This window comes from Bradyrhizobium iriomotense (assembly GCF_018130765.1).
Lineage (GTDB): Bacteria > Pseudomonadota > Alphaproteobacteria > Rhizobiales > Xanthobacteraceae > Bradyrhizobium > Bradyrhizobium iriomotense_A.
Genome location: NZ_JAFCJZ010000015.1, coordinates 205,805 through 227,004 on the forward strand (window position 1 = coordinate 205,805; position 21,200 = coordinate 227,004).

Below are 21,200 nucleotides of genomic sequence, written 5' to 3' on the forward strand. Positions count from 1 at the left end.
AATCGTCATCGCGCTTTAGGTCGTTGTTTACGCATGATCTTTCCGGAAAACCGTTTCGCACTTTTCCGGATCATGCTTTAGTCCACCAGGATCACCCTGATATCGTTCACGTTCGTCAGCGTCGGTCCCGGCTGCAGCAGATCCCCCGTGGCCTCGAAGAACGTCGTCGCATCGTTGTTGTCGAGATAGGCCTGCGGCTGCAGCCCTAGCGCCTTCATCTTCGCGAAGGTCGCAGCGTCGATCAGCGCGCCGGCGGGGTCGGTCGGGTGGCCGGCACCGCCGTCGGCGCCATCGGTGTCGCCGGCGAGCGCAGAGATGTCGGGCGTGTCCTTGAGCAGCTCCGCGAGCGCCAGCGCGTATTCCTGGTTGGGCCCGCCGCGGCCATTGCCGCGGACGGTGACCGTGAGCTCGCCGCCGGAGAGGATCGCGATGCGCTTGCCTTGCGCGCGCGCCTCAAGCGCAAGCCTGGCGTGATCGGCGGCGACCTCGCGCGCCTCGCCCTCGAGATCGGCGCCGAGATCGATGGTCTCGTAGCCGGCCTCGTGCGCGAGCTTCACCGCGGCATCCAGCGATTGCTTGGGTCGCGCGATCAGCTCGAACGAGGCGCGCGCGAAGGCGGCATCATCAGGCTTGGCGCTTTCGTTGGCGGGATCGTCGAGCGCGCGGCGCACGGCGTCGTCGATATTGAGCTTGTACTTCGCCACGATCGCGCGCGCATCCGCCAGGGTGGTCGGATCCGGCACGGTGGGCCCGGAGGCGATCGCGGAGGGATCGTCATGCGGCACGTCGGAGATCGCGAGCGTGACGATCTCGGCGGCGTTCCTGCCGGCGCGCGCGAGCCGCCCGCCCTTGATGCGCGACAGGTGTTTCCTGACGACGTTCATCTCGCCGATCGGCGCGCCCGAGCGCAGCAGCGCCTTGTTGACCGCCTGCTTCTGCGCAAAGCTGATGCCGTCCACGGGCGCGATCCAGTTCGCCGAGCCGCCGCCGGTGAGCAGCACCAGCAGCAGATCGTCGGGGCCAGCCTCGCCCGCGAGCGCCAGCGTGTCGGCCGCGCCCTTGAGGCCGGCCTCGTCGGGCACGGGATGGCCGGCTTCGACCACGCGGATGCGGCGCGTCGGCACGCCATAGCCGTGGCGCGTGGTGGCGATGCCGACCAGCCGCTCCGGCGCGAGCTTGAGCGTGTCGAGATAATGCCGTTCCGCCGCCGCGGCCATTGCGCCGGCCCCCTTGCCGGCGGCAAGGCAGATCACGCGTCCCCTGGGTGCGGGGCGCAAATGTGGCGCCAGGATTGTGCTCGGATGGGCGGCGGCAACGGCGGCGTCGTAGAGCGCGCGGAGCAGGGGACGTCGGTCGGTCATGACGAAGGCCTTCGGCGGACGGGAGAAGCTTGCGGCAAATGCGCCGGGTCACATGCCTAGCGCATCGGGCGCGAAAGCGTAAGCAGACTTTACCATCATTCGATTGTGCAATCGCGTCATCATAATCGGCGGGCAAGCAAAAACCCCCTGCGATCGTCTCGCAGGGGGCTGATACGTCGTTGTTTATGTCGGCCTAACCGCTGACATCGCCGTTGATGACGTCCCCGAAGCGCTCCCAGCTCTCACCCTTGAAGCGCATCAGCTGAAGTTGCGAGATCGGAGCGAAGTCGCTCGGACTGGTATTGATCTTGACTCCCGGCAACAGGCCGATGAGTTCGACGTCCTTCAAGCTGGCCGCCTGTTTCATGACGTTCTGGCGCGTCAGGTCGTCACCACACGCCTTCAAGACGCGTGCAAGTCCTTGCGACACGATGTAGGCGTACATCACATTGAAGTCGGCGCGATTGGCCTCTGGATAATATTTGTCGAGGAATCCGTTCCAGGCCTTGACCGCGGCATCGTCTTTCCATTGCGGATCAGTGGGGTCCTTGAGGTAGATGGACGAGATGATGTCCTGCGCGTTCTCGAAGCCGGCAGGCTTGATCACGCTGCCGATCTGGGCCGAGACGTTGTTGAGGAAGTGCAGCGGCTTCCAGCCGATCTCGGCATTCTTCTTGATCGCCTGCGCCGCGAATTTCGGCGTGCTGATGTTGAAGAACACGTCGGCGCCGGTCGCCTTGAGCTTGACGATGTGAGAGTCGATGGTCGGCTCCGAGACCTCATAGCTTTCCTCGGCGACGATCATCGCGGCGGCCTTGCTGCCGAGCCCGTCCTTGAAGCCTTTCAGATAGTCCTTGCCGTAATCGTCGTTCTGATAGAGGACGGCAATCTTGGCGTTCGGATTGTTCTTCAGGATGTATTTCGCGTAGATGATGGATTCGCTCTGGTAGTTGGGCTGCCAGCCCATGGTCCAGGAAAACTCCTTCGGATCATTCCACTTGGTGGCGCCGGTGGCGACGAACAGTTGCGGCACCTTCTTCGAATTCATGTATTTGTGGATCGCCGAATTCGGCGGCGTGCCGAGCGAGTTGAAGATCAACAGCACCTCGTCGCTCTCGACCAGCTTGCGCGCCTGCTCCACCGTCTTTGGCGGCGAATAGCCGTCGTCATAGGAGATGAAGTTGATCTTGCGGCCGTTGATGCCGCCTTCCGCATTGACCATGCGGAAATAGGCTTCCTCCGTCTTGCCGATCACGCCGTAGGCGGAAGCCGGTCCGCTGTAGGGCATGATGTTGCCGATCTTGATCTCGGTGTCGGTCGCGCCGGTATCGTACTTCTTCTGGGCCGATGCAGTGGAGGCCGAGGCCGCAATGAGCGCAAGCGCCAGTGACGCGGCCGCAAGTTTGCCGGTGACAGCGGGCATTCCTATCTCCCTATTTTCTTGGTGTGTGCGCGTCAATTTCTTGGATTGATTTTCTTGGGCTGCGCGGCGGGGATTGAATACGATTTGCCCGAAAGCTTCAAGGAAAAGCCCTGCGAGGAGGTCGCAGGGGCTGCTTCTTTAGTAGTCACTGCCGGGCTGGCCGACCTTTAGCCGCTGACGTCGCCGGAGATGACGTCGCCGAACAGCTCCCAGGTCTCGCCCTTGAAGCGCATGAGCTGCAACTGCGAGAGCGGAGCAAAGTCGGTCGGGCCGGTATTGGCCTTGACACCGGGCAGCAGGCCGGCAGGCTCGAAGTCCTTGATGCTTGCCGCTTGCTTCATGATGTTTGCGCGCGTCAGATCGTCGCCGCAGGCCTTCAGCACGTGCACGAGCCCCTGGGCCACGATGTAGCCGTACATCACCGACGCATCGGCGCGGTTGGCTTCCGGATAGTATTTATCCAGGAATTCATTCCAGGCCTTCATCGCCGGATCGTCCTTCCATTGCAGATCAGTCGGATCCTTGTAATAGTTCGAGGAGATGATGCCTTGCGAGGCTTCGAAACCGGCAGGCTTCATCACACTGCCGATCGAAACCGAGACGTTGTTGAGAAAGTGGGTCGGATTCCAGCCGATCTCGGCGTTCTTCTTGATCGCCTGTGCCGCGAATTTCGGCGTGGTAATGTTGAAGAAGACGTCCGCGCCGGTCGATTTGAGCTTGACGATGTGGTTGTCGATGGTCGGCTCGGATGTTTCATAGCTCTCTTCGGCGACGATCATCGAAGCCGCCTTGGCGCCGAGACCGTCCTTGAAGCCCTTCAAATAGTCCTTGCCGTAGTCATCGTTCTGGTAGAGCACGGCGATCTTTGCGTTCGGGTGGTTCTTCAGGATGTATTTGGCGTAGATGATGGACTCGCTCTGGTAGTTGGGCTGCCAGCCCATGGTCCAGGGGAAGTTCTGCGGATCGTTCCATTTGGTGGCGCCGGTGGCGACGAACAGCTGCGGCACTTTCTTCGAGTTCATATATTTCTGGATTGCGGTATTCGGCGGCGTGCCGAGCGACTGGAAGATCAGCAGCACCTCGTCGCTCTCGACCAGCTTGCGCGCCTGCTCCACCGTCTTTGGCGGCGAGTAGGCGTCGTCATAGGAGATGAAATTGATCTTGCGGCCGTTGATGCCGCCTTCCGCGTTGATCTTGCGGAAGTAGGCTTCCTCCGTTTTGCCGATCACGCCATAGGCCGAAGCCGGCCCGCTATAGGGCATGATGTTGCCGATCCTGATTTCGGTGTCGGATGCGCCGGTGTCGTATTTCTTTTGTGCCGATGCCGCCGTGGACAAGGTGGCAGCCAGCAGGAGGGCAGCTGAGAAGGCCCCCAACCGCACATGCATTGCAGGCATCTTGATCTCCCTGGGTAGGTTTGAATGTGTCTATTATTTTTGATTGGGGGCGATCGTTGCTCGTCGCTCCGTCGCACATTCAATACCCATCCATCGCCGCCAGCAAGAAGAACGCCCTGCACAACTGTCGCAGATGCGCCATCTGTTGGAAGCGATGCGGACTTTTCCGGGCGCGTGAGCTCTGTGCGCTGTTAATCAGCTGCGCAGAAGTTGCTCCTTACAGGAGCGGCTATCTTGAATTGCGCGGCCGCGCCACCTCAGTGGTTCATCTCGCTCGAAATGACGTCGCCGAACAGCTCCCATTTCTTGCCCTTGAAGCGCATCATCTGGAGCTGCTCGATCGGGGCGAAATTGTCAGGTGCGGTGTTGATCTTGATGCCGGGCAGCAGCGTGTCGGGCTCGAATTCCTTGATGCTGGCGGCCTGCTTCATGACGTTCTCGCGGGTGAGATCGTCGCCGCACATCTGCAGCACCTTCACCATGGTCTGGGCTGCGGCATAGCCGAACACCACGCCGGCATCGAGCTTGTTGGCCTTGGGCTCGTACTGTGCGAGGAAATTGTAGAACTTCTTCATGCCGTCGTCGGCGTTCCATTGCGGGTCCGAGCCGTCCTTGGTGTAGGTGGCCGACAGGATGCCTTGCGAGACCTCGAGGCCCGCCGGCTCCAGCACGCCGCCGACCGAGGCCGAGACGTTGGAGATGATGTGGACCGGATGCCAGTTGATCTCGGCCGCCTTCTTGATCGCCTGTGCCGCAAATTTCGGGGTGGTGATGCTGATGAAGACGTCGGCGCCCGAGGCCTTCAGTTTCACGACGTGCTCGTCGATCGCGGGCTCCGAGGTGTCGTAGCTCTCTTCCAGCACGATCATCGAGGCCCTGGGCCCGAGGCCCTCCTTCAGTCCCTTCAGATAGTCCTTGCCGAAATCGTCGTTCTGAAAGAGCAGGCCGATCTTGGCGTCCGGCTTCTCCTTCATGATGTACTTGGCGTAGATGCGCGCCTCGCTCGCGTAGCTCGGCTGCCAGCCCATGGTCCAGGGATACTGCCTGGGGTCGTTCCACTTCGAGGCGCCGCTCGCCACGAACAATTGCGGCACCTTCTTCTCGTTCATGTATTTGCGGATCGCGCCGTTGGTGGAGGTACCGAGCGAGCCGAAGATCAGGAGCACCCCGTCGCTCTCGACCAGCTTGCGCGCCTGCTCCACCGTCTTCGGCGGGGAGTAGCCGTCGTCGTAGGAGATGAACCTGATCTTGCGGCCGTTGATACCGCCCTCGGCATTGATCTTGTTGAAATAGGCTTCCTCGGTCCTGCCGATCGCGGCATAGGCGGAGGCTGGCCCGCTATAGGGCATGATGTTGCCTATTCTGATCTCGGTATCGGAAGCGCCGCTGTCGTATTTCTTCTGCGCCCGTGCCGGGCCGCTCACCGCAGTGCACAACGCGAATGCGGCCAAGAGGGCCGCAATCTGAAATCGAACGGCAGTCATCTTTCTCCTACCCCGGCTGGATCGGCGCCGCATTGAACAAGATTGACGGGCGACGTCAACAAAAAGCCCCCGCGATCGCTCGCGGGGGCCTATCGATGCCAGGACTATGACGTCAGCGTGTCACTCGGAGGCGACGTCGCCGCTGATGATCTCGCCGAACAGTTCCCACTTCTCGCCCTTGAAGCGCTGCATCTGCAGCTGCGCGATCGGGGCGAAGTCGGTGGCGCTGGTGTTGATCTTGACGCCGGGCAGCAGGGTGTCCGGGGCAAAATCCTTCAGCGAGGCCGCCTGCTTCATCAGGTTGGCGCGGGTGAGGTCGTCACCGCACATCTCCAGCACCTTGGCCAGCGTCGAGGCCGCACCATAGCCGTAGACCATGGCGGTGTCGGACTTGTCCGCGCCCGGCATGTACTTGTCGACGAACTCGTTCCACTTCTTCATGCCGGGGTCGTTGTTCCACTGCGGATCCGTGGAGTCCTTGGCATAGGCCGCCGACAGCACGTCCTGCGAGGCCTCGAAGCCGGCCGGCTTCATCACGCTGCCGACCGAGATCGAGACGTTGGTCAGGATCTGCAGCGGCTTCCAGGTGAGCTCGGCGGTCTTCTTGATGGTCTGCGCCGCGAATTTCGGCGTCGCGTAGATCAGCAGCACGTCGGGGTTGGCGGCCTTGATCTTGACGATGTGGCCGTCGACCGACGGCTCCGAGACCTCATAGCTCTCTTCCATGATGATCATGGACGAGGCCTTGGCGCCGAGGCCGTCCTTGGTGCCCTTGAGGTAGTCTTTGCCGAAATCGTCGTTCTGGTAGAGGATCGCGATCTTGGCGTTCGGCTTCTCCTTCATCAGCCATTTCGCGTAGATCTGCGCTTCGCTCTGGTAGGAGGGCTGCCAGCCCATGGTCCAGGGGAAGTTCTTCGGGTCGTTCCACTTGGTCGCGCCGGTGGCGACGAACAGCTGCGGGATCTTCTTGGCGTTCAGGTATTTCTGGATCGCCGTGTTCGAGGGCGTGCCGAGCGGGTTGAACACGGCCAGCACTTCGTCGCTCTCGACCAGCTTGCGGACCTGCTCGACCGCCTTCGGCGGCGAATAGGCGTCGTCATAGGTGACGAAGTTGATCTTGCGGCCGTTGATACCGCCCTTGTCGTTGATCATCTTGAAATAGGCTTCTTCGGTCTTGCCGATGATGCCATAGGCCGACGCCGGACCGCTGTACGGCATGATGTTGCCGATCTTGATCTCGGTATCGGAAGCGCCGGTATCATATTTCTTTTGGGCAAATGCCGCGCCGGAGTTGAAAGTGAAGGCTGCCGTTGCCGTGACCAGCGCGGCGGCTCGCAGTGTTCTTCCAAAAGACAATTCGGGTCTCCTTTGTACGATTAATGGATTTCAGTTCTTTCTGAGCTTTCCAGCGAGTTGCTGGCCCAGGATTGCGATCTGCCTTGCGCCGTGCGGCACGAGGTAGATGACGAGGAACAACAGCACGCCGAACACGGCGCCGGAGAGGCCCTTGGAGATGCTCTCCGCCATGTTCGGCACGAAGATGATGAAGGCCGCACCGACGAACGAGCCGGGCAGCCAGCCGACGCCGCCGACCACCATGCCGAGGAACAGCGAGATCGCGAGCGTGATGGTGTAGCTGTCGGGGGCCACGAACTGCACCGCGATGGCGCCGAGCGAGCCGGCGATACCGGTGATCGCCGCGGACACGCCGAAGGCCAGCGTCTTGTAGAGCGCGACGTTGACACCCATCGAGGAAGCCGCGATCTCGTTGTCGCGGATCGCCATGAAGGCGCGGCCCGACCTCGAGCGCAACAGGTTCACCGAGAAGATGTAGATCGCGATCGTCACGACGAGCGTGAAATAGTACAGCCACATGTCCTGCGACATCGGCAGGCCGAACGGCGCGTCGGGCTTGGTGACGACGAGGCCCTGCACGCCGCCGGTCCAGTGCTCGAGGAAGTTCAGCTTCAGGAGCTGCGGCATCGCGGTGGCGAGCGCGAAGGTCGCGAGCGCGAGATAGACGCCCGACAGCCGCAGGGCCGGTTTGCCGAAAAGGTAACCGAATCCAAAGCAGACCACCGCGGAAATCGGAATGGTAAGTGCGTAGTTGATGTTGGCGTGCTCCATCAGCACTGCCGAAGTATAGGCGCCGACCGCGTAGAACGCGCTCTGGCCGAGCGAGAACTGGCCCGAGCCGCCGGTCAGGATGTTCAGCGCCAGCACGGCGAGCCCGTAGATCAGGAGCATCGTCATCTGGAAGATGACGAAGTTCTTGACGAAGACGGGGACGATCACGAGCGCGGCGAGCACCACCAGCGAGGTGCCGGTGCCCAGCGTCATGGCCCGCTTCGGAACGGCCTCGACCGCCTGGTGGCCTTCTGCAACGACTTCTTCTGCAGCGCTCATGATCAAACTCGCTTGACGATGTGCCGGCCGAACAGGCCAGCGGGTTTGACGACCAGGACGGAGATGATCAGCGCAAGCGCGATCGGGAGTTTCAGCTCGTTGCCGACGCCGGGGATGTAGGTGCCGGCGAGGTTCTCGAAGACGCCGACCAGGAAGCCGCCGACCACTGCGCCGAACGGGCTGGTGAGGCCGCCGAGCACCGCCGCGGCGAAGCCGTAGATCAAGACGCCGCCCATCATGTTGGGCTCGAGGAACACGACGGGGGCGATCAGCATGCCGGCGATCGAGCCGATCGCCGAGGCCATGCCCCAACCCAGCGCGATCATCCAGCTCGTGTTGATGCCGACGAGGCGGGCCGATTCAGGCACCGAGGCGGCCGCGCGCATCGCAAGGCCGATGCGGGTGTACTGGAAGAAGAAGTAGAGGCCGAGCAGCAACAGCACGGTGACGCCGATCATGCCGGCCTGGTGGGTCGAGATCAGCTGGCTGCCCAGGAACGGTGCGGAGCCGAACGGGGTCGGGTACTGCTTGATGGTGAAGTCCCAGATCAGGCCGGCCGAGGAGTTGATGATCGCGAACAACGCGATGAAGCCGGCGACGTTGGTCAGTATTGGCGCCTTGGCTAGCGGCTTGAACAAAATGCGCTCGATCGCGATGCCGCCGACGAAGGAGAACGCCAGCGTGATGACGAAGGCGGCCCAGTAGGGCACGCCCCACTGCATCAGCTGCCAGGAGATGAAGGTCGAGAACATCGCCATCTCGCCCTGCGCAAAGTTGAGATGGTCGATCGCCTGGTAGATCATGACCACGGCGAGCGCCATGCAGGCGTAGATCGCGCCCGTGGCGATGCCGGCCAGGACCTGGTTGGTAAACAGCTCCATTGTCCCGGCTCCCTCAGTAACCCAGATAGGATTTGCGGATTTCTTCGTTGTTCGCGATGTCCTTGGCATTGCCAGACATCACGATGCGGCCGGTCTCGATCACATAGGCCTGGTCGGCGAGCTCGAGCGCGAGCTGGGCGTTCTGCTCGACCACCAGGATCGACACCTTGTCCTCGCGGTTGATCTTGCCGAGGATGCCGAACAGGTCGCGCACCACCAGCGGCGCGAGGCCGAAGGAGGGCTCGTCCAGCAGCATCAGCCGCGGCCGCAGCATCAGCGCGCGGGCGACCGCGAGCATCTGCTGCTCGCCGCCGGAGAGCGTGCCGGCCTGCTGGGTGTGGCGCTGCTTCAGCACCGGGAAATGCGCATACATGCGCTCGATATCGGAGACGATGCCGGCGCTGTCCTTGCGGGTGATGGCGCCGAGCTGGAGGTTCTCCTCCACCGTCATGTTGGTGAAGGTGCCGCGGCCCTGCGGCACATGGGCGATGCCGAACCGCACGATGCTCTCGGTTGAGCGGTTGTTGAGCGGCTTGCCGTCGAACTCGATGCCGCCGGTGGAGCGCACCATGTTGCAGATTGCGCGCAGCGTCGTGGTCTTGCCGGCGCCGTTGGCACCGAGCAGCGTCGTCAGCGAGCCCTCGTTGAGCGAGAAGGACAGGCCATGCAGCGCCTGGACCTGGCCGTAATAGGCGCGCAGGTCCTTGACGTTGAGCAGTGTCGTCATTGGTCCTTGCTCCCGAGATAGGCCTTAATGACGTCGGGGTCCGCCTGCACCTGGGCCGGCGTGCCTTCCGCGAGCTTCTTGCCGAAATTCAGCGCGACGACGTGGTCGGCGATCGACATCACGAGGCCCATGTGATGCTCGACCAGCAGCACCGTCATGTGCCGCTCGTCACGGATTTTGCGGATGAGGTCGGCGAGCACATAGACTTCCTCGTGGTTGAGGCCGCCGGCGGGCTCGTCGAGCAGCAGGATCTTCGGATCGGCAGCCAGCGCGCGCGCCAGCTCGACGCGCTTCTGCGTGCCGAAGGGCAGGCCGGACACAGTGGTGTGAGCGACGTCCTCGAGGTCGAGATAGGCGAGGATCTCGTGCACCTTCTTGTTGACGCTGGCCTCGCTGCGCCGGACCCACGCCAGTTTCAGGGAGTCGCTGATGATGTCGCTGGAGGTTTTCGAATGGGCGCCGACGCGGACATTGTCCATCACCGACAGGTTCGGAAACAGCGCCACGTTCTGGAAGGTGCGGCCGATACCGATCTCGGCGATCCGGTGCGGCGGACGCGACAGGATGCTGACGCCTTCCATCAGGATGTCGCCAGACGACGGCTGGTAGAGCCGCGAGAGGCAATTGAAGAGCGTTGTCTTGCCGGCGCCGTTGGGGCCGATCAATCCGAGGATCTGGCCCTTGTGCATGTCGAAGGACACGCCGTTGAGCGCGATGATGCCGCCGAACACGACGCTGACGTCGCGAACCGCGAGCAGGGGCGATGTACCCTGCGCGAGCTGTGCCTGCGTCATCTCGTCTCGCCCACGATGTTCAGTGGGCGAAGGGGCGATGCGAACCGCTCCCTGCAACGACAAAGGCTATCTGAACCCCTCGGCCACACGCGCAACTTTTCCTCCTGATTTCAGCTTTTTGCTGACTTCTTTTTTGGAATGCGGCATCAGACCACCGAGTGCCGCTTCGATGTTCCTTACCATCGCAAGCAGACGCGGTCCAATGTCGTTGATCAAACGCTCTTCCGTGAAACGGAATGCGGGCGCACCGCAATTGAATGCGTAAGGTCCGGTTCCGTCGTTGAGCTTGAGCGCGACGCCGGCGGCGCCGATGTCGTCGTGCCAATCGCCGACGGAAATCGCAAAGCCGTATTTCGCGACGGTCTCGCCGGAACGTTCGAGGCCGTCGCGCATCTTGGGCCAGCGGCTGCCGTAATGTTCACGCAGGATGCGCGACACCTCGGCGCGATTGTCTTCGTCGAGCGCCCAGAAATAGGCGCGGCCCATCGCGCTGGTTGCAATCGGCACACGCGAGCCGACGTCAAGTTGAACGCCGACCGTCTCGCTGCCGCGGCTTTGCCCGAAATAGATCATGCTGTGACGGTCGCGGCCGCCGACGGCGACCGCGCCGCCGGTCGCGCGCATCACTTCCTCGCGAAACGGCTCGGACAAATGCCGAACGCCGAGATTGGCGAGCGCGGCGTAGCCGAGCGACATCGCGGCGGGCGCGAGCTGGTACTTCTCGAAACGGGGAACCGGCGTCAGGTAGCCGAGCTTGGTCAGCGTATAGGTCAGCCGCGATACGGTCGGCTTCGGCAGATTGGTCCGCGCCGCGATCTCCTGATTGCCGAGCAGGCCGTCATTGGGTTGGAATGCGCGCAATACGTCCAGTCCGCGGGAAAGCGCGACGACGAAATTCCGATCGGTCGCAGTCTTCTTTCCTGTACGCTTCATCCCTGATCTGCTTCTTGCGCGGAGTCGTTGACAACGTCCGTGCTTCAAAATAACCCTGCCGTCAAGATGCGGAATTAAATTCCGCACCGCGAAATCGAACAAAAGTAAATCCCCACCAAGGAGGGAAGCCGTGAGCGAAGTGGTCAAGCTTGAGCGTCATGACGAAATCGGGATCGTCACGGTCAACAGTCCTCCGGTCAATGCGCTGAGTGCCGCGGTCCGCGGTGGCATCCTGGAATGCATCAAGGCTGCGGTCGCCGATCCCGCCATCAAGGGCATCGTGCTGACCTGTGCCGGCCGCACCTTCATCGCCGGCGCCGACATCACCGAATTCGGCAAGCCGCCGAAGCCGCCCGGCCTCAACGAGGTGCTGGCCGAGATGGAGAATTCGCCGAAGCCGATCGTGGCCGCAATCCACGGCACCGCGCTCGGCGGCGGCCTCGAGGTTGCGCTCGCCTGTCATTTCCGCGTTGCGGTGAAGGAGGCCAAGCTCGGCCTGCCTGAGGTGAAGCTGGGCCTCTTGCCCGGCGCCGGTGGAACCCAGCGCCTGCCGCGCGCGGTCGGCCCTGAGCTTGCCGTCAAGATGATCGTCGGTGGCGACCCGATCGGGGCCGCGGAAGCGCTGAAGAACGGCCTGATCGAGGAGATCATCGAGGGCCCGGCCTCCGGCGGCGAGGCTTTCGTCCGCAAGCTGCTGGCCGAGAAGCGTCCGCTGCGCCGCCTGCGCGACGACGATTCCAAGATCGCGGCCGCCAAGGCCGACCGCTCGATCTTCACCAATGCGGTCGCCGCCATGACCAAGAAGTCGCGCGGCCTGGAGGCGCCGTTCGCGGCGGCCGACGCCGTCGGCTACGCCATCGACCTGCCGTTCGACGAAGGTCTGAAGAAGGAGCGCGAGGGCTTCCTCAAGCTCGTCGCCAGCGACCAGTCCAAGGCGCAGCGCTACGCCTTCTTCGCCGAGCGCGAAGCCGCCAAGATCGCGGGCGTGCCCGAGGGCACCAAGTCGCGTCCGGTTAACCGTGTCGCCATTCTCGGCGCCGGCACCATGGGCGGCGGCATCGCGATGTCGTTCGCAAACGCCGGCGTTCCCGTCACCCTGATCGAGACCGGCGAGGAGCAGCTCAAGCGTGGCATGGGCATCATGCAGAAGAACTGGGAGGCGACCGCCGCGCGCGGCGGTATTCCCGCGGATGCACCGGCCAAGCGCATGGCGCTGATCAACGGCGTGGTCGGCATCGAGAATGTCGGCGATGCCGACCTCGTGATCGAAGCCGTGTTCGAGACCATGGCTGTGAAGAAGGAGGTGTTCGGCAAGCTCGACCAATACGTCAAGCCGGGCGCGGTGCTCGCCTCCAACACCTCGTATCTGAACATCGACGAGATCGCGAAGTCGACCAAGCGTCCGCAGGACGTGCTCGGCATGCACTTCTTCTCGCCGGCCAACGTCATGAAGCTGTGCGAGATCGTGCGCGCCGACAAGACCGCGCCGGACGCGCTCGTGACGGCTGTCACGATCGCGCGCAAAATTGCAAAAGTGCCGGCCGTGGTCGGCGTCTGCGACGGCTTTGTCGGCAACCGCATGCTGGCCCAGCGCGGCAAGCAGTCGGAAAAGCTGTTGTTCGAAGGCGCGCTGCCGCAGCAGGTCGACGCCGTCGTCACAAAATTCGGCATGCCGATGGGGCCGTTCGCGATGGGCGATCTCGCCGGCCTCGACATCGGCTGGCGCTCGCGGAAAGATCGCGGCATCAAGTCGGAGATCGCGGATGCGCTCTGCGAAGCCGGCCGCTTCGGCCAGAAGACCGGCAAGGGCTATTACAAATACGAAGCCGGCTCCCGCGCACCGCTGCCCGATCCTGAGGTCGAGAAGCTGATCGACGAGACGCTGCTGCGCCTCGGCCGCAAAAAGCGCGCCGTCAGCGACGAGGAGATCCTCGAGCGCATGATGTACCCGATGATCAACGAGGGCGCCAAAATCCTCGAAGAGGGCATCGCGGCGCGTCCCTCCGACATCGACGTGGTTTGGCTCTATGGCTATGGCTGGCCGATCTATCGCGGCGGCCCGATGTTCTGGGCCGACACCGTCGGCCTCAAGCACATCGCCGATCGCCTCGCCTTCTACGCCAAGGAGACCAACGACCCGAGCCTCGAGCCCGCCCCGCTGCTGAAGAAGCTCGCGGCGGAGGGCAAGACGTTTGCGTCGCTGGCCGCGGCGTCGAAAGCGGCGTGATGGGGCCTTGCACTCTCGGCGTCATTCCGGGATGGCCCCTAGGGCCAGGCCCGGAATCCATTTCGCCTTTGAGTGCGCTGCCTGATGGATTCCGGGCTCGCGACTTCGTCGCGCCCCGGAATGACCACTGAGTGTGATGCAGAAAATGACCCATCCCGGCGAACAGTTTTACCCCGAAGGCGTGCGGTGGGACGATTCCATCGCCCAGGGATCGCTGCCTGACCTCTTGTCGAAAGCCGCCGCCGACTACGGTCCGCGCACCGCGCTGGAATTCCGGGAACGTCCGATCACCTATACCGAGCTCGCCGCGATGGCCGATCGCGCCGCGGCTGCGTTCCTGCGCGAAGGCATCGGCAAGGGCAGCTCGGTCGCCCTGTTCCTTGGCAACACGCCGGACCATCCCGTCAATTTCTTCGGCGCGCTGAAGGCGGGCGCTCGCGTCGCGCATCTGTCGCCGCTCGATGGCGAGATCGCGCTGACGCACAAGGTCTCCGACTCCGGCTCGCGCCTGCTCGTCACCTCGAACCTCCAGGCCTTGCTGCCGACCGCACTGAAATTCCTGGAGAAGGGCCTGATCGACAAGCTCGTCGTCTGCGAGGACGACAATTGGGGCAAGGTCGGCACACCGCAGGCCGCCATCCCCGACGATCCCCGCATCGTCACCTTCAGGACTTTCGTCGAAGGCGTCGCCGCGCCGGCGCAATGGCCGTCCGTGACGGCCGACGACGTCGCACTGCTGCAATATACCGGCGGCACCACCGGCCTGCCCAAGGGCGCGATGCTGACGCACGGCAATCTCACCTCGGCGGTGTCGATCTACGACGTCTGGGGCAAGCCGGCCCGTGCCGCGCGCGGCGATGTGGTCGAGCGCGTGATCTGCGTGCTGCCGCTGTTCCACATCTACGCACTCACCGTCGTGCTGCTGTCCTCGCTCAGCCGCGGCAATCTGATCTCGCTGCATCAGCGCTTCGATGTCGAAGCCGTGATGCGCGACATCGAAATCAAGCGCGCGACGTACTTCCCGGGCGTGCCGACCATGTGGATCGCGATTGCCGCGCTCCCCGACCTCGACAAGCGCGACTTCTCCTCGCTGGCGACGATCGGCTCCGGCGGCGCGCCGCTGCCGGTCGAGATCGCCAATTTCTTCGAGCGCAAGGTCGGCAAGAAGCTGCGCAGCGGCTGGGGCATGACCGAGACCTGCTCGCCCGGCACCGGCCATCCGCCCTCAGGTCCCGACAAGCCCGGCTCGATCGGCCTGATGCTGCCCGGCATCGAGCTCGACGTCGTCGCGCTCGACGATCCCAAGCGCGTGCTGCCGCCGGGCGAAGTCGGCGAAATCCGCATCAAGGGCCCGAACGTCACCAAGGGCTACTGGAACAAGCCGGAGGGATCCGCGGATGCCTTCGTCGACGGCCGCTTCCTCACCGGCGACATCGGCTATGTCGACACCGACGGCTATTTCTTCCTGGTCGATCGCAAGAAGGACATGATCATCTCCGGCGGCTTCAACGTCTATCCGCAGATGATCGAGCAGGCGATCTACACCATTCCGGGCGTGCACGAGGTGATCGTGCTCGGCATCCCCGACCAGTATCGGGGCGAAGCCGCAAAGGCTTTCATCAAGCTCAAGCCGGACGCAAAGCCGTTCACGCTCGACGAGCTCCGCACCCAGCTCGCCGGCAAGGTCGGCAAGCACGAGCTGCCGGCCGAGGTCGAGTTCGTCGCCGACCTGCCGCGCACGCCGGTCGGAAAATTGTCGCGCCACGAATTGCGCCAGCAGCAGAAACCGTCACAATCCACCCAAACTGCATCAGGAGGTCGTTCTTGACCGACGCCGTCATCGTTTCCACCGCCCGCACCCCGATCGGCAAGGCCTATCGCGGCATGCTCAACGCCACCGAGGGCGCGACCCTGCTCGGCCACGCCATCGGCGAAGCGGTCGCCCGCGCCAAGGTCGACCCGAAGGAGATCGAGGACGTGGTGATGGGCGCAGCGCTCCAGCAGGGCGCGACCGGCGGCAACATCGCGCGCAAGGCGCTGCTCCGCGCAGGTCTCCCGGTCACCGTCGCCGGCACCACCATCGACCGGCAATGCGCCTCGGGCCTGCAGGCAATCGCGCTCGCCGCGCGCTCGGTGATCTTCGACGGTGTCGAGATCGCGGTCGGCGGCGGCGGCGAGTCGATCTCGCTCGTGCAGAACGACAAGATGAACGGCTTCCACGCCCAGGATCCGGCGCTGCTCAAGATCAAGGGCGAGGTCTATATGCCCATGATCGACACCGCCGAAATCGTCGCCAAGCGCTACGGCATCTCGCGCGAGAAGCAGGACGAATATTCGCTGGAGAGCCAGCGCCGGACCGCCGCCGCCCAGCAGGGCGGCAAGTTCAAGGACGAGATCGCGCCGATCACGACGCAGATGGCGGTCACCGACAAGGCGACCGGCACTGTCTCGATGAAGGAAGTCACGCTGTCGCAGGACGAGGGCCCGCGCCCCGAGACCACCGCTGAAGGCCTCGCCGGCCTCAAGCCCGTGCGCGGCGACGGCTTCACCGTCACCGCCGGCAATGCCAGCCAGCTCTCCGACGGCGCCAGCGCGTCGGTGATCATGAGCGACAAGGAAGCCGCCAAGCGCGGCCTCAAGCCGCTCGGTATCTTCCGCGGCTTCGTCTCGGCCGGCTGCGAGCCCGACGAGATGGGCATCGGCCCGGTCTTTGCCGTGCCGCGCCTCCTGAAGCGCCACGGCCTCACCGTCGACGACATCGGCCTCTGGGAGCTGAACGAAGCCTTCGCCGTGCAGGTGCTCTATTGCCGCGACAAGCTCGGCATCGATCCCGAGAAGATCAACGTCGACGGCGGCGCGATCGCGGTCGGCCATCCCTATGGCATGTCGGGCGCGCGCCTCACCGGCCACGCTTTGATCGAGGGCCGACGCCGCAAGGCGAAGTATGCGGTCGTCACCATGTGCGTCGGCGGCGGCATGGGCGCGGCGGGACTTTTTGAGGTGTTGCAGTAGTTGGTGTCGTCCCGGCGAAGGCCGGGACCCATACGCCGCAGCAGGCGTATGGAACGCAAATGGTAATGGCCTTCGCAAACCAACGAAGGCCGGTAGTTATGGGTCCCGGCCTTCGCCGGGACGACGATAAGAAGCTCACAGGAGGATCCGATGGATCTCGCATTCACGAAAGAAGAGCAGGCGTTTCGCGAGGAAGTGCGGTCGTTCTTCCGCGACAACGTGCCGCCGGATACGCGGCGCAAGCTGGTCGAGGGCCGCCATCTCACCAAGGACGAGATGGTGACGTGGTGGCGCATCCTCAACAAGAAGGGCTGGGGCGTCAGCCACTGGCCGACGCAGTATGGCGGCACGGGGTGGACCTCGGTGCAGCACTACATCTTCAACGAGGAGCTGCAGTCCTATCCGGCGCCGCAGCCGCTCGCCTTTGGCGTCAGCATGGTCGGCCCGGTCATCTACACCTTCGGTAACGAGGAGCAGAAGAAGCAGTACCTGCCGCGCATCGCCAATGTCGACGACTGGTGGTGCCAGGGCTTTTCGGAGCCAGGCTCGGGATCTGACCTTGCCTCGCTGAAGACGAAAGCCGAGCGCCGTGGCGACAAGTGGATCATCAACGGCCAGAAGACCTGGACCACGCTGGCCCAGCACGCCGACATGATCTTCTGCCTCTGCCGCACCGACAACAATGCCAAGAAGCAGATGGGCATCTCCTTCATCGTGTTCTCGATGAAGTCGAAGGGCGTCACCGTGCGCCCGATCCAGACCATCGACGGCGGCCATGAGGTCAACGAGGTCTTCTTCGACGACGTCGAAGTTCCCTACGAGAACCTGATCGGCGAGGAGAACAAGGGCTGGGATTACGCAAAATTCCTGCTCGGCAACGAGCGCACCGGCATCGCCCGGGTCGGCGTCTCCAAGGAGCGGCTGCGCCGTATCAGGGATCTCGCCGGCAAGGTCGAGTCCGCCGGCAAGCCGATCATCCAGGATGCCGCCTTCCGCGAGAAGCTGGCGGCCTGCGAGATCGAGCTGAAGGCGCTCGAGCTGACCCAGCTCCGCGTCGTCGCCGATGAAGGCAAGCACGGCAAGGGCAAGCCCAATCCGGCGTCCTCGGTTCTCAAGATCAAGGGCTCCGAGATCCAGCAGACCACCACCGAGCTTTTGATGGAAGTGATCGGCCCCTTCGCCGCGCCTTATGACGTGCACGGCGACGACGGCTCGAACGAAGCCATGGACTGGACCGCCCAGATCGCGCCGAGCTACTTCAACAACCGCAAGGTCTCGATCTACGGCGGCTCCAACGAGATCCAGCGCAACATCATCGCCAAGGCGGTGCTGGGGCTGTGATGTCTCCCTCTCCGCGGAGGCGGGGAGGGCAATTTTTTCCACCGTCATTCCGGGGCGCGACGAAGTCGCGAGCCCGGAATCCATCGGGCCGCACATGCTGAGGTGAAATGGATTCCGGGCCTGTCCCTTCGGGCCATCCCGGAATGACGAAGTCAGATGATCCGGGTACGAGGAAACAGAAATGGATTTTGACCTGAACGAGGAGCAGCGGCTTCTCAAGGAAAGCATCGACGGCCTGCTGACCGATTCCTACGATTTCGAGCAGCGCAAGAAGTACATGAAGGAGAAGGGCGGCTGGAGCCAGGCCGTCTGGGGCAAGCTCGCCGAGCAGGGCCTGCTCGGCCTGCCCTTCAGCGAGGCCGATGGCGGCTTCGGCGGCGGCGGTGTCGAGACCATGATCGTGATGGAAGCGCTCGGCAAGGCGCTGGTGCTGGAGCCGTATCTGGCAACCGTCGTGATCGGCGGCGGTTTCCTCCGCCATGCCGGCAGCGACGCGCAGAAGGCCGCGCACGTGCCGGGGATCATCGACGGCAGCAAGACGCTGGCCTTTGCCCAGCTCGAGAAGAACTCGCGCTATGATCTCTTCGACGTCTCGACGACCGCGAAGAAGAAGGGCGACGGCTGGGTGATCGACGGCGAGAAGTTCGTCGTGCTCAACGGCGAGAACGCGGACACGCTTGTTGTCACCGCGCGTACCAAGGGCGACCGCCGCGACAAGACCGGCATCGGCGTGTTCCTGGTCCCCGCCAATGCCAAGGGCGTCACGAAGAAGTCGTATCCGACCCAGGACGGCCTGCATGCCGCCGACATCACCCTGACCGGTGTCGAGGTCGGCGCGGATGCCGTGATCGGCAATCCCGAGGACTCTCTCGCGCTGATCGAGCGCGTGGTCGATGAGGCCCGCGTCGCACTCTGCGCCGAAGCAGTCGGCCTGATGGACGAGTCGCTGAAGACCACCGTCGAGTACATCAAGACCCGAAAGCAGTTCGGCGTCGCGATCGGCTCGTTCCAGTCGCTCCAGCACCGCGCCTCCGACATGTTCGTCGCGGCCGAGCAGGCGCGCTCGATGTCGATGTTCGCCACCATGGCGAACGACTTCGAGAACGCCAAGGAGCGCTCCAATGCGATCGCCGCGGCCAAGGTGCAGATCGGCAAGTCGCTGAAATTCGTCGGCCAGCAGTCGATCCAGCTCCACGGCGGCATCGGCATGACCATGGAGGCGAAGATCGGTCACTATTTCAAGCGCCTCACCATGATCGAGAACACCTTTGGCGACACCGACTATCACCAGCGCCGCGTCGCGGATGCCGGCGGGTTGATCTAGCGCGCGACGAGGTGGTGAGGCTTGATCGCTGCAACGATGGAGGTGCGCTCCCTCTCCCGCTTGCGGGAGAGGGTCGGGGAGAGGGTGCTTCCGCAATGGGACAATCCCCAAGAGGAGAAAGCCCTCACCCGGCGCTTCGCGCCGACCTCTCCCGCAAGCGGGAGAGGTGAAGGAGCCGCGGCGGTCGATTCGACCTAAGCCATTCCGAGCTAGCCGCACGGACGATCGTCATCCCCCGCGAATGCGGAAAGACCAAAGCAAAAGCCCCGGAGACATCTCCGGGGCTTTCGTCGTTCCTGACATCGTTCGCCGTCCGACGCCTCACGTCCGCGTGCGCATCCGCATCATGAAGCTGTCGTAGCTGAGCTCCGCGACCTGCATCCAGGCCAGCGATTCGTTCCGGAATGCCGACAGGCTGGTGTACAGTTTGTTGAAGTGCGGGTTGGTCTTGCTGAGATCGGCGTAGATCTCGTTCGCGGCATTGTAGCAGGCCTCGAGCACCTCCTGCGGGAACGGCTTGAGGATCGCGCCGGCCACCAGCAGGCGCTTCAGCGCGGGCGGGTTGACGTAGTCGTATTTGCCGGTGACCCAGGTGAAGGTGTCGCGCGAGGCCATCTCGATCGCGGCCTGGTAGTGCTTGGGCAGCGCGTTCCACTTGTCGAGATTGAAGATGTTGTGGCCCTGGCCGGTGCCTTCCCACCAGCCCGGATAATAGTAGAACTTCGCCACCTTCACGAAGCCGAGCTTCTCGTCGTCATAGGGGCCGACCCATTCGGCCGCGTCGATCGTGCCCTTCTCCAGCGCCGGATAGATGTCGCCGCCCGCGATCTGCTGCGGCACGCCGCCGACCTTGGCGATGATCGAGCCGGCGAAGCCGCCGATGCGGAATTTCAATCCCTTGAAATCCTCCATCGACTTGATCTCCTTCCGGAACCAGCCGCCCATCTGGGCGCCGGTCGAGCCGGTCGGCATGCCGATCGCGTTGTATTCCTTCAGGAGGTCGTTGAGCATCTCCTGTCCGCCGCCGAACAGCAGCCAGGAAATATGGGCGCGCGTGTTCAGGCCGAACGGCAGCGATGTGCCGAAGGTGAAGGCGGGGTTCTTGCCCCAGTAGTAGTAGAGCGCGGTGTTGCCCATCTCAACGGTGCCGTTCGACACAGCATCCAGCACCTGCAGGCCCGGGACGATCTCGCCGGATGCGAACGGCTGGATCTGGAATTTGTTGTCGGTGACCTCGGCGACGCGCTTGCAGAAATATTCGCAGCCGCCATAGAGCGTATCGAGCGCCTTGGGCCAGCTCGCGGCGAGCCGCCATCTTGTCTCCGGCGAAGATTGCGCGATCGCCGGCGCGGCAATCGCTGTGCTTGCCGCCAGCCCGGCACCTGTCACTTTCAGGAATTCACGACGTTTCATGCCTATCCCTCCGTTGCGCCGATGTCCTCGACTAAGGGAACGATCTTGCTGTCGTCTTGACTTCGCCGATAACCGACGTGGTGTTATGACGATTGTTTTTGGCGTTTCCGAAGGCCCTTCAGGGCTCTTTGTGGATCCCGCGCATCGCGGTTCCGGCGTGAAGATGACCGGTCGCCTCGCGATAATCAAGCGCCGTCGGGACGCTCGCAGTTGCGAAGGCAGCGGCGCACTCGTTTTACCCTCTCCCCTTGTGGGAGAGGGTGGCTCGCCGCGAAGCGGCGAGACGGGTGAGGGGTTCTCTCCGCGAATTCAAATGAGAGTTGGCTTCGCGGAGAGATACCCCTCATCCGGCGCTTCGCGCCACCTTCTCCCACAAGAAGGGGAGAAGGGAAGAACGACATCACCGTGCCAAAACAAGAAAGCCCCGGAGATGCTGCCATCTCCGGGGCTTCTCATTCTTTAGTCGTGTGAGCCGCT

16 protein-coding genes are annotated in these 21,200 nt (G+C 63.4%); 5 read left to right on the forward strand and 11 right to left on the reverse strand.

Features of this window, described 5'->3' with window-relative positions:
* Nucleotides 1–77: 77 nt before the first annotated feature.
* From JQ635_RS25080 to JQ635_RS25125, 10 genes are all read right to left on the reverse strand, one after another.
* Entirely contained in the window at nt 78–1,361 is a 1,284-nt protein-coding gene (locus tag JQ635_RS25080; protein ID WP_211412445.1) for a glycerate kinase type-2 family protein, read from the reverse strand.
* A 193-nt stretch (nt 1,362–1,554) separates the two neighbouring features.
* Entirely contained in the window at nt 1,555–2,784 is a 1,230-nt protein-coding gene (locus tag JQ635_RS25085) for an ABC transporter substrate-binding protein (protein WP_211412446.1), read from the reverse strand.
* A 167-nt stretch (nt 2,785–2,951) separates the two neighbouring features.
* Nucleotides 2,952–4,181, reverse strand: coding sequence for an ABC transporter substrate-binding protein (locus JQ635_RS25090; RefSeq protein WP_211412447.1), 1,230 nt, complete (start codon nt 4,179–4,181; stop codon nt 2,952–2,954).
* Nucleotides 4,182–4,438: 257 nt separating this feature from the next.
* Complete coding sequence (locus JQ635_RS25095; RefSeq protein WP_211412448.1) at nt 4,439–5,665, reverse strand: ABC transporter substrate-binding protein; 1,227 nt, start codon at nt 5,663–5,665, stop codon at nt 4,439–4,441.
* Nucleotides 5,666–5,785: 120 nt separating this feature from the next.
* On the reverse strand, nt 5,786–7,021 hold the full coding sequence (locus JQ635_RS25100; protein ID WP_211405446.1) for an ABC transporter substrate-binding protein: 1,236 nt from the start codon (nt 7,019–7,021) through the stop codon (nt 5,786–5,788).
* A gap of 30 nt (nt 7,022–7,051) precedes the next feature.
* Nucleotides 7,052–8,071 (reverse strand): branched-chain amino acid ABC transporter permease, encoded by a 1,020-nt coding sequence (locus JQ635_RS25105; protein ID WP_211405447.1) that lies wholly within the window; start codon nt 8,069–8,071, stop codon nt 7,052–7,054.
* A 2-nt stretch (nt 8,072–8,073) separates the two neighbouring features.
* The gene (locus JQ635_RS25110; protein WP_211412449.1) at nt 8,074–8,952 is read right to left on the reverse strand and encodes a branched-chain amino acid ABC transporter permease; all 879 of its coding nucleotides are present in this window, start codon (nt 8,950–8,952) and stop codon (nt 8,074–8,076) included.
* A 13-nt stretch (nt 8,953–8,965) separates the two neighbouring features.
* The gene (locus JQ635_RS25115; protein WP_097660017.1) at nt 8,966–9,679 is read right to left on the reverse strand and encodes an ABC transporter ATP-binding protein; all 714 of its coding nucleotides are present in this window, start codon (nt 9,677–9,679) and stop codon (nt 8,966–8,968) included.
* On the reverse strand, nt 9,676–10,473 hold the full coding sequence (locus JQ635_RS25120; protein ID WP_211412450.1) for an ABC transporter ATP-binding protein: 798 nt from the start codon (nt 10,471–10,473) through the stop codon (nt 9,676–9,678). Before JQ635_RS25120 ends, JQ635_RS25115 begins: the two co-directional genes overlap by 4 nt.
* Before the next feature lie 66 nt (nt 10,474–10,539).
* The gene (locus tag JQ635_RS25125) at nt 10,540–11,406 is read right to left on the reverse strand and encodes an IclR family transcriptional regulator (protein WP_183243060.1); all 867 of its coding nucleotides are present in this window, start codon (nt 11,404–11,406) and stop codon (nt 10,540–10,542) included.
* Nucleotides 11,407–11,536: 130 nt separating this feature from the next.
* Between JQ635_RS25125 and JQ635_RS25130 the strand changes: the two genes are divergently transcribed.
* The 5 genes from JQ635_RS25130 to pimD all read left to right on the forward strand — a co-directional run bounded on the left by JQ635_RS25130 (nt 11,537) and on the right by pimD (nt 19,310).
* Entirely contained in the window at nt 11,537–13,633 is a 2,097-nt protein-coding gene (locus JQ635_RS25130) for a 3-hydroxyacyl-CoA dehydrogenase NAD-binding domain-containing protein (RefSeq protein WP_211412451.1), read from the forward strand.
* A gap of 145 nt (nt 13,634–13,778) precedes the next feature.
* Nucleotides 13,779–15,461 (forward strand): dicarboxylate--CoA ligase PimA, encoded by a 1,683-nt coding sequence (pimA, locus tag JQ635_RS25135; RefSeq protein WP_211412468.1) that lies wholly within the window; start codon nt 13,779–13,781, stop codon nt 15,459–15,461.
* The gene (locus tag JQ635_RS25140) at nt 15,458–16,645 is read left to right on the forward strand and encodes an acetyl-CoA C-acyltransferase (protein WP_211412452.1); all 1,188 of its coding nucleotides are present in this window, start codon (nt 15,458–15,460) and stop codon (nt 16,643–16,645) included. Before pimA ends, JQ635_RS25140 begins: the two co-directional genes overlap by 4 nt.
* A 150-nt stretch (nt 16,646–16,795) precedes the next feature.
* Nucleotides 16,796–17,986 carry a pimeloyl-CoA dehydrogenase large subunit gene (gene pimC, locus JQ635_RS25145; protein ID WP_211412453.1) on the forward strand — a complete coding sequence of 397 codons (1,191 nt, stop codon included), beginning with the start codon at nt 16,796–16,798 and terminating at the stop codon, nt 17,984–17,986.
* A 181-nt stretch (nt 17,987–18,167) separates the two neighbouring features.
* Nucleotides 18,168–19,310: a pimeloyl-CoA dehydrogenase small subunit gene (gene pimD, locus JQ635_RS25150; RefSeq protein ID WP_211412454.1), complete on the forward strand. Its 1,143-nt coding sequence runs from the start codon at nt 18,168–18,170 to the stop codon at nt 19,308–19,310.
* Nucleotides 19,311–19,631: 321 nt separating this feature from the next.
* Here pimD and JQ635_RS25155 read toward each other — a convergent pair whose 3' ends face one another.
* Nucleotides 19,632–20,723: a TRAP transporter substrate-binding protein gene (locus tag JQ635_RS25155; RefSeq protein WP_211412455.1), complete on the reverse strand. Its 1,092-nt coding sequence runs from the start codon at nt 20,721–20,723 to the stop codon at nt 19,632–19,634.
* Nucleotides 20,724–21,200: the final 477 nt, after the last annotated feature.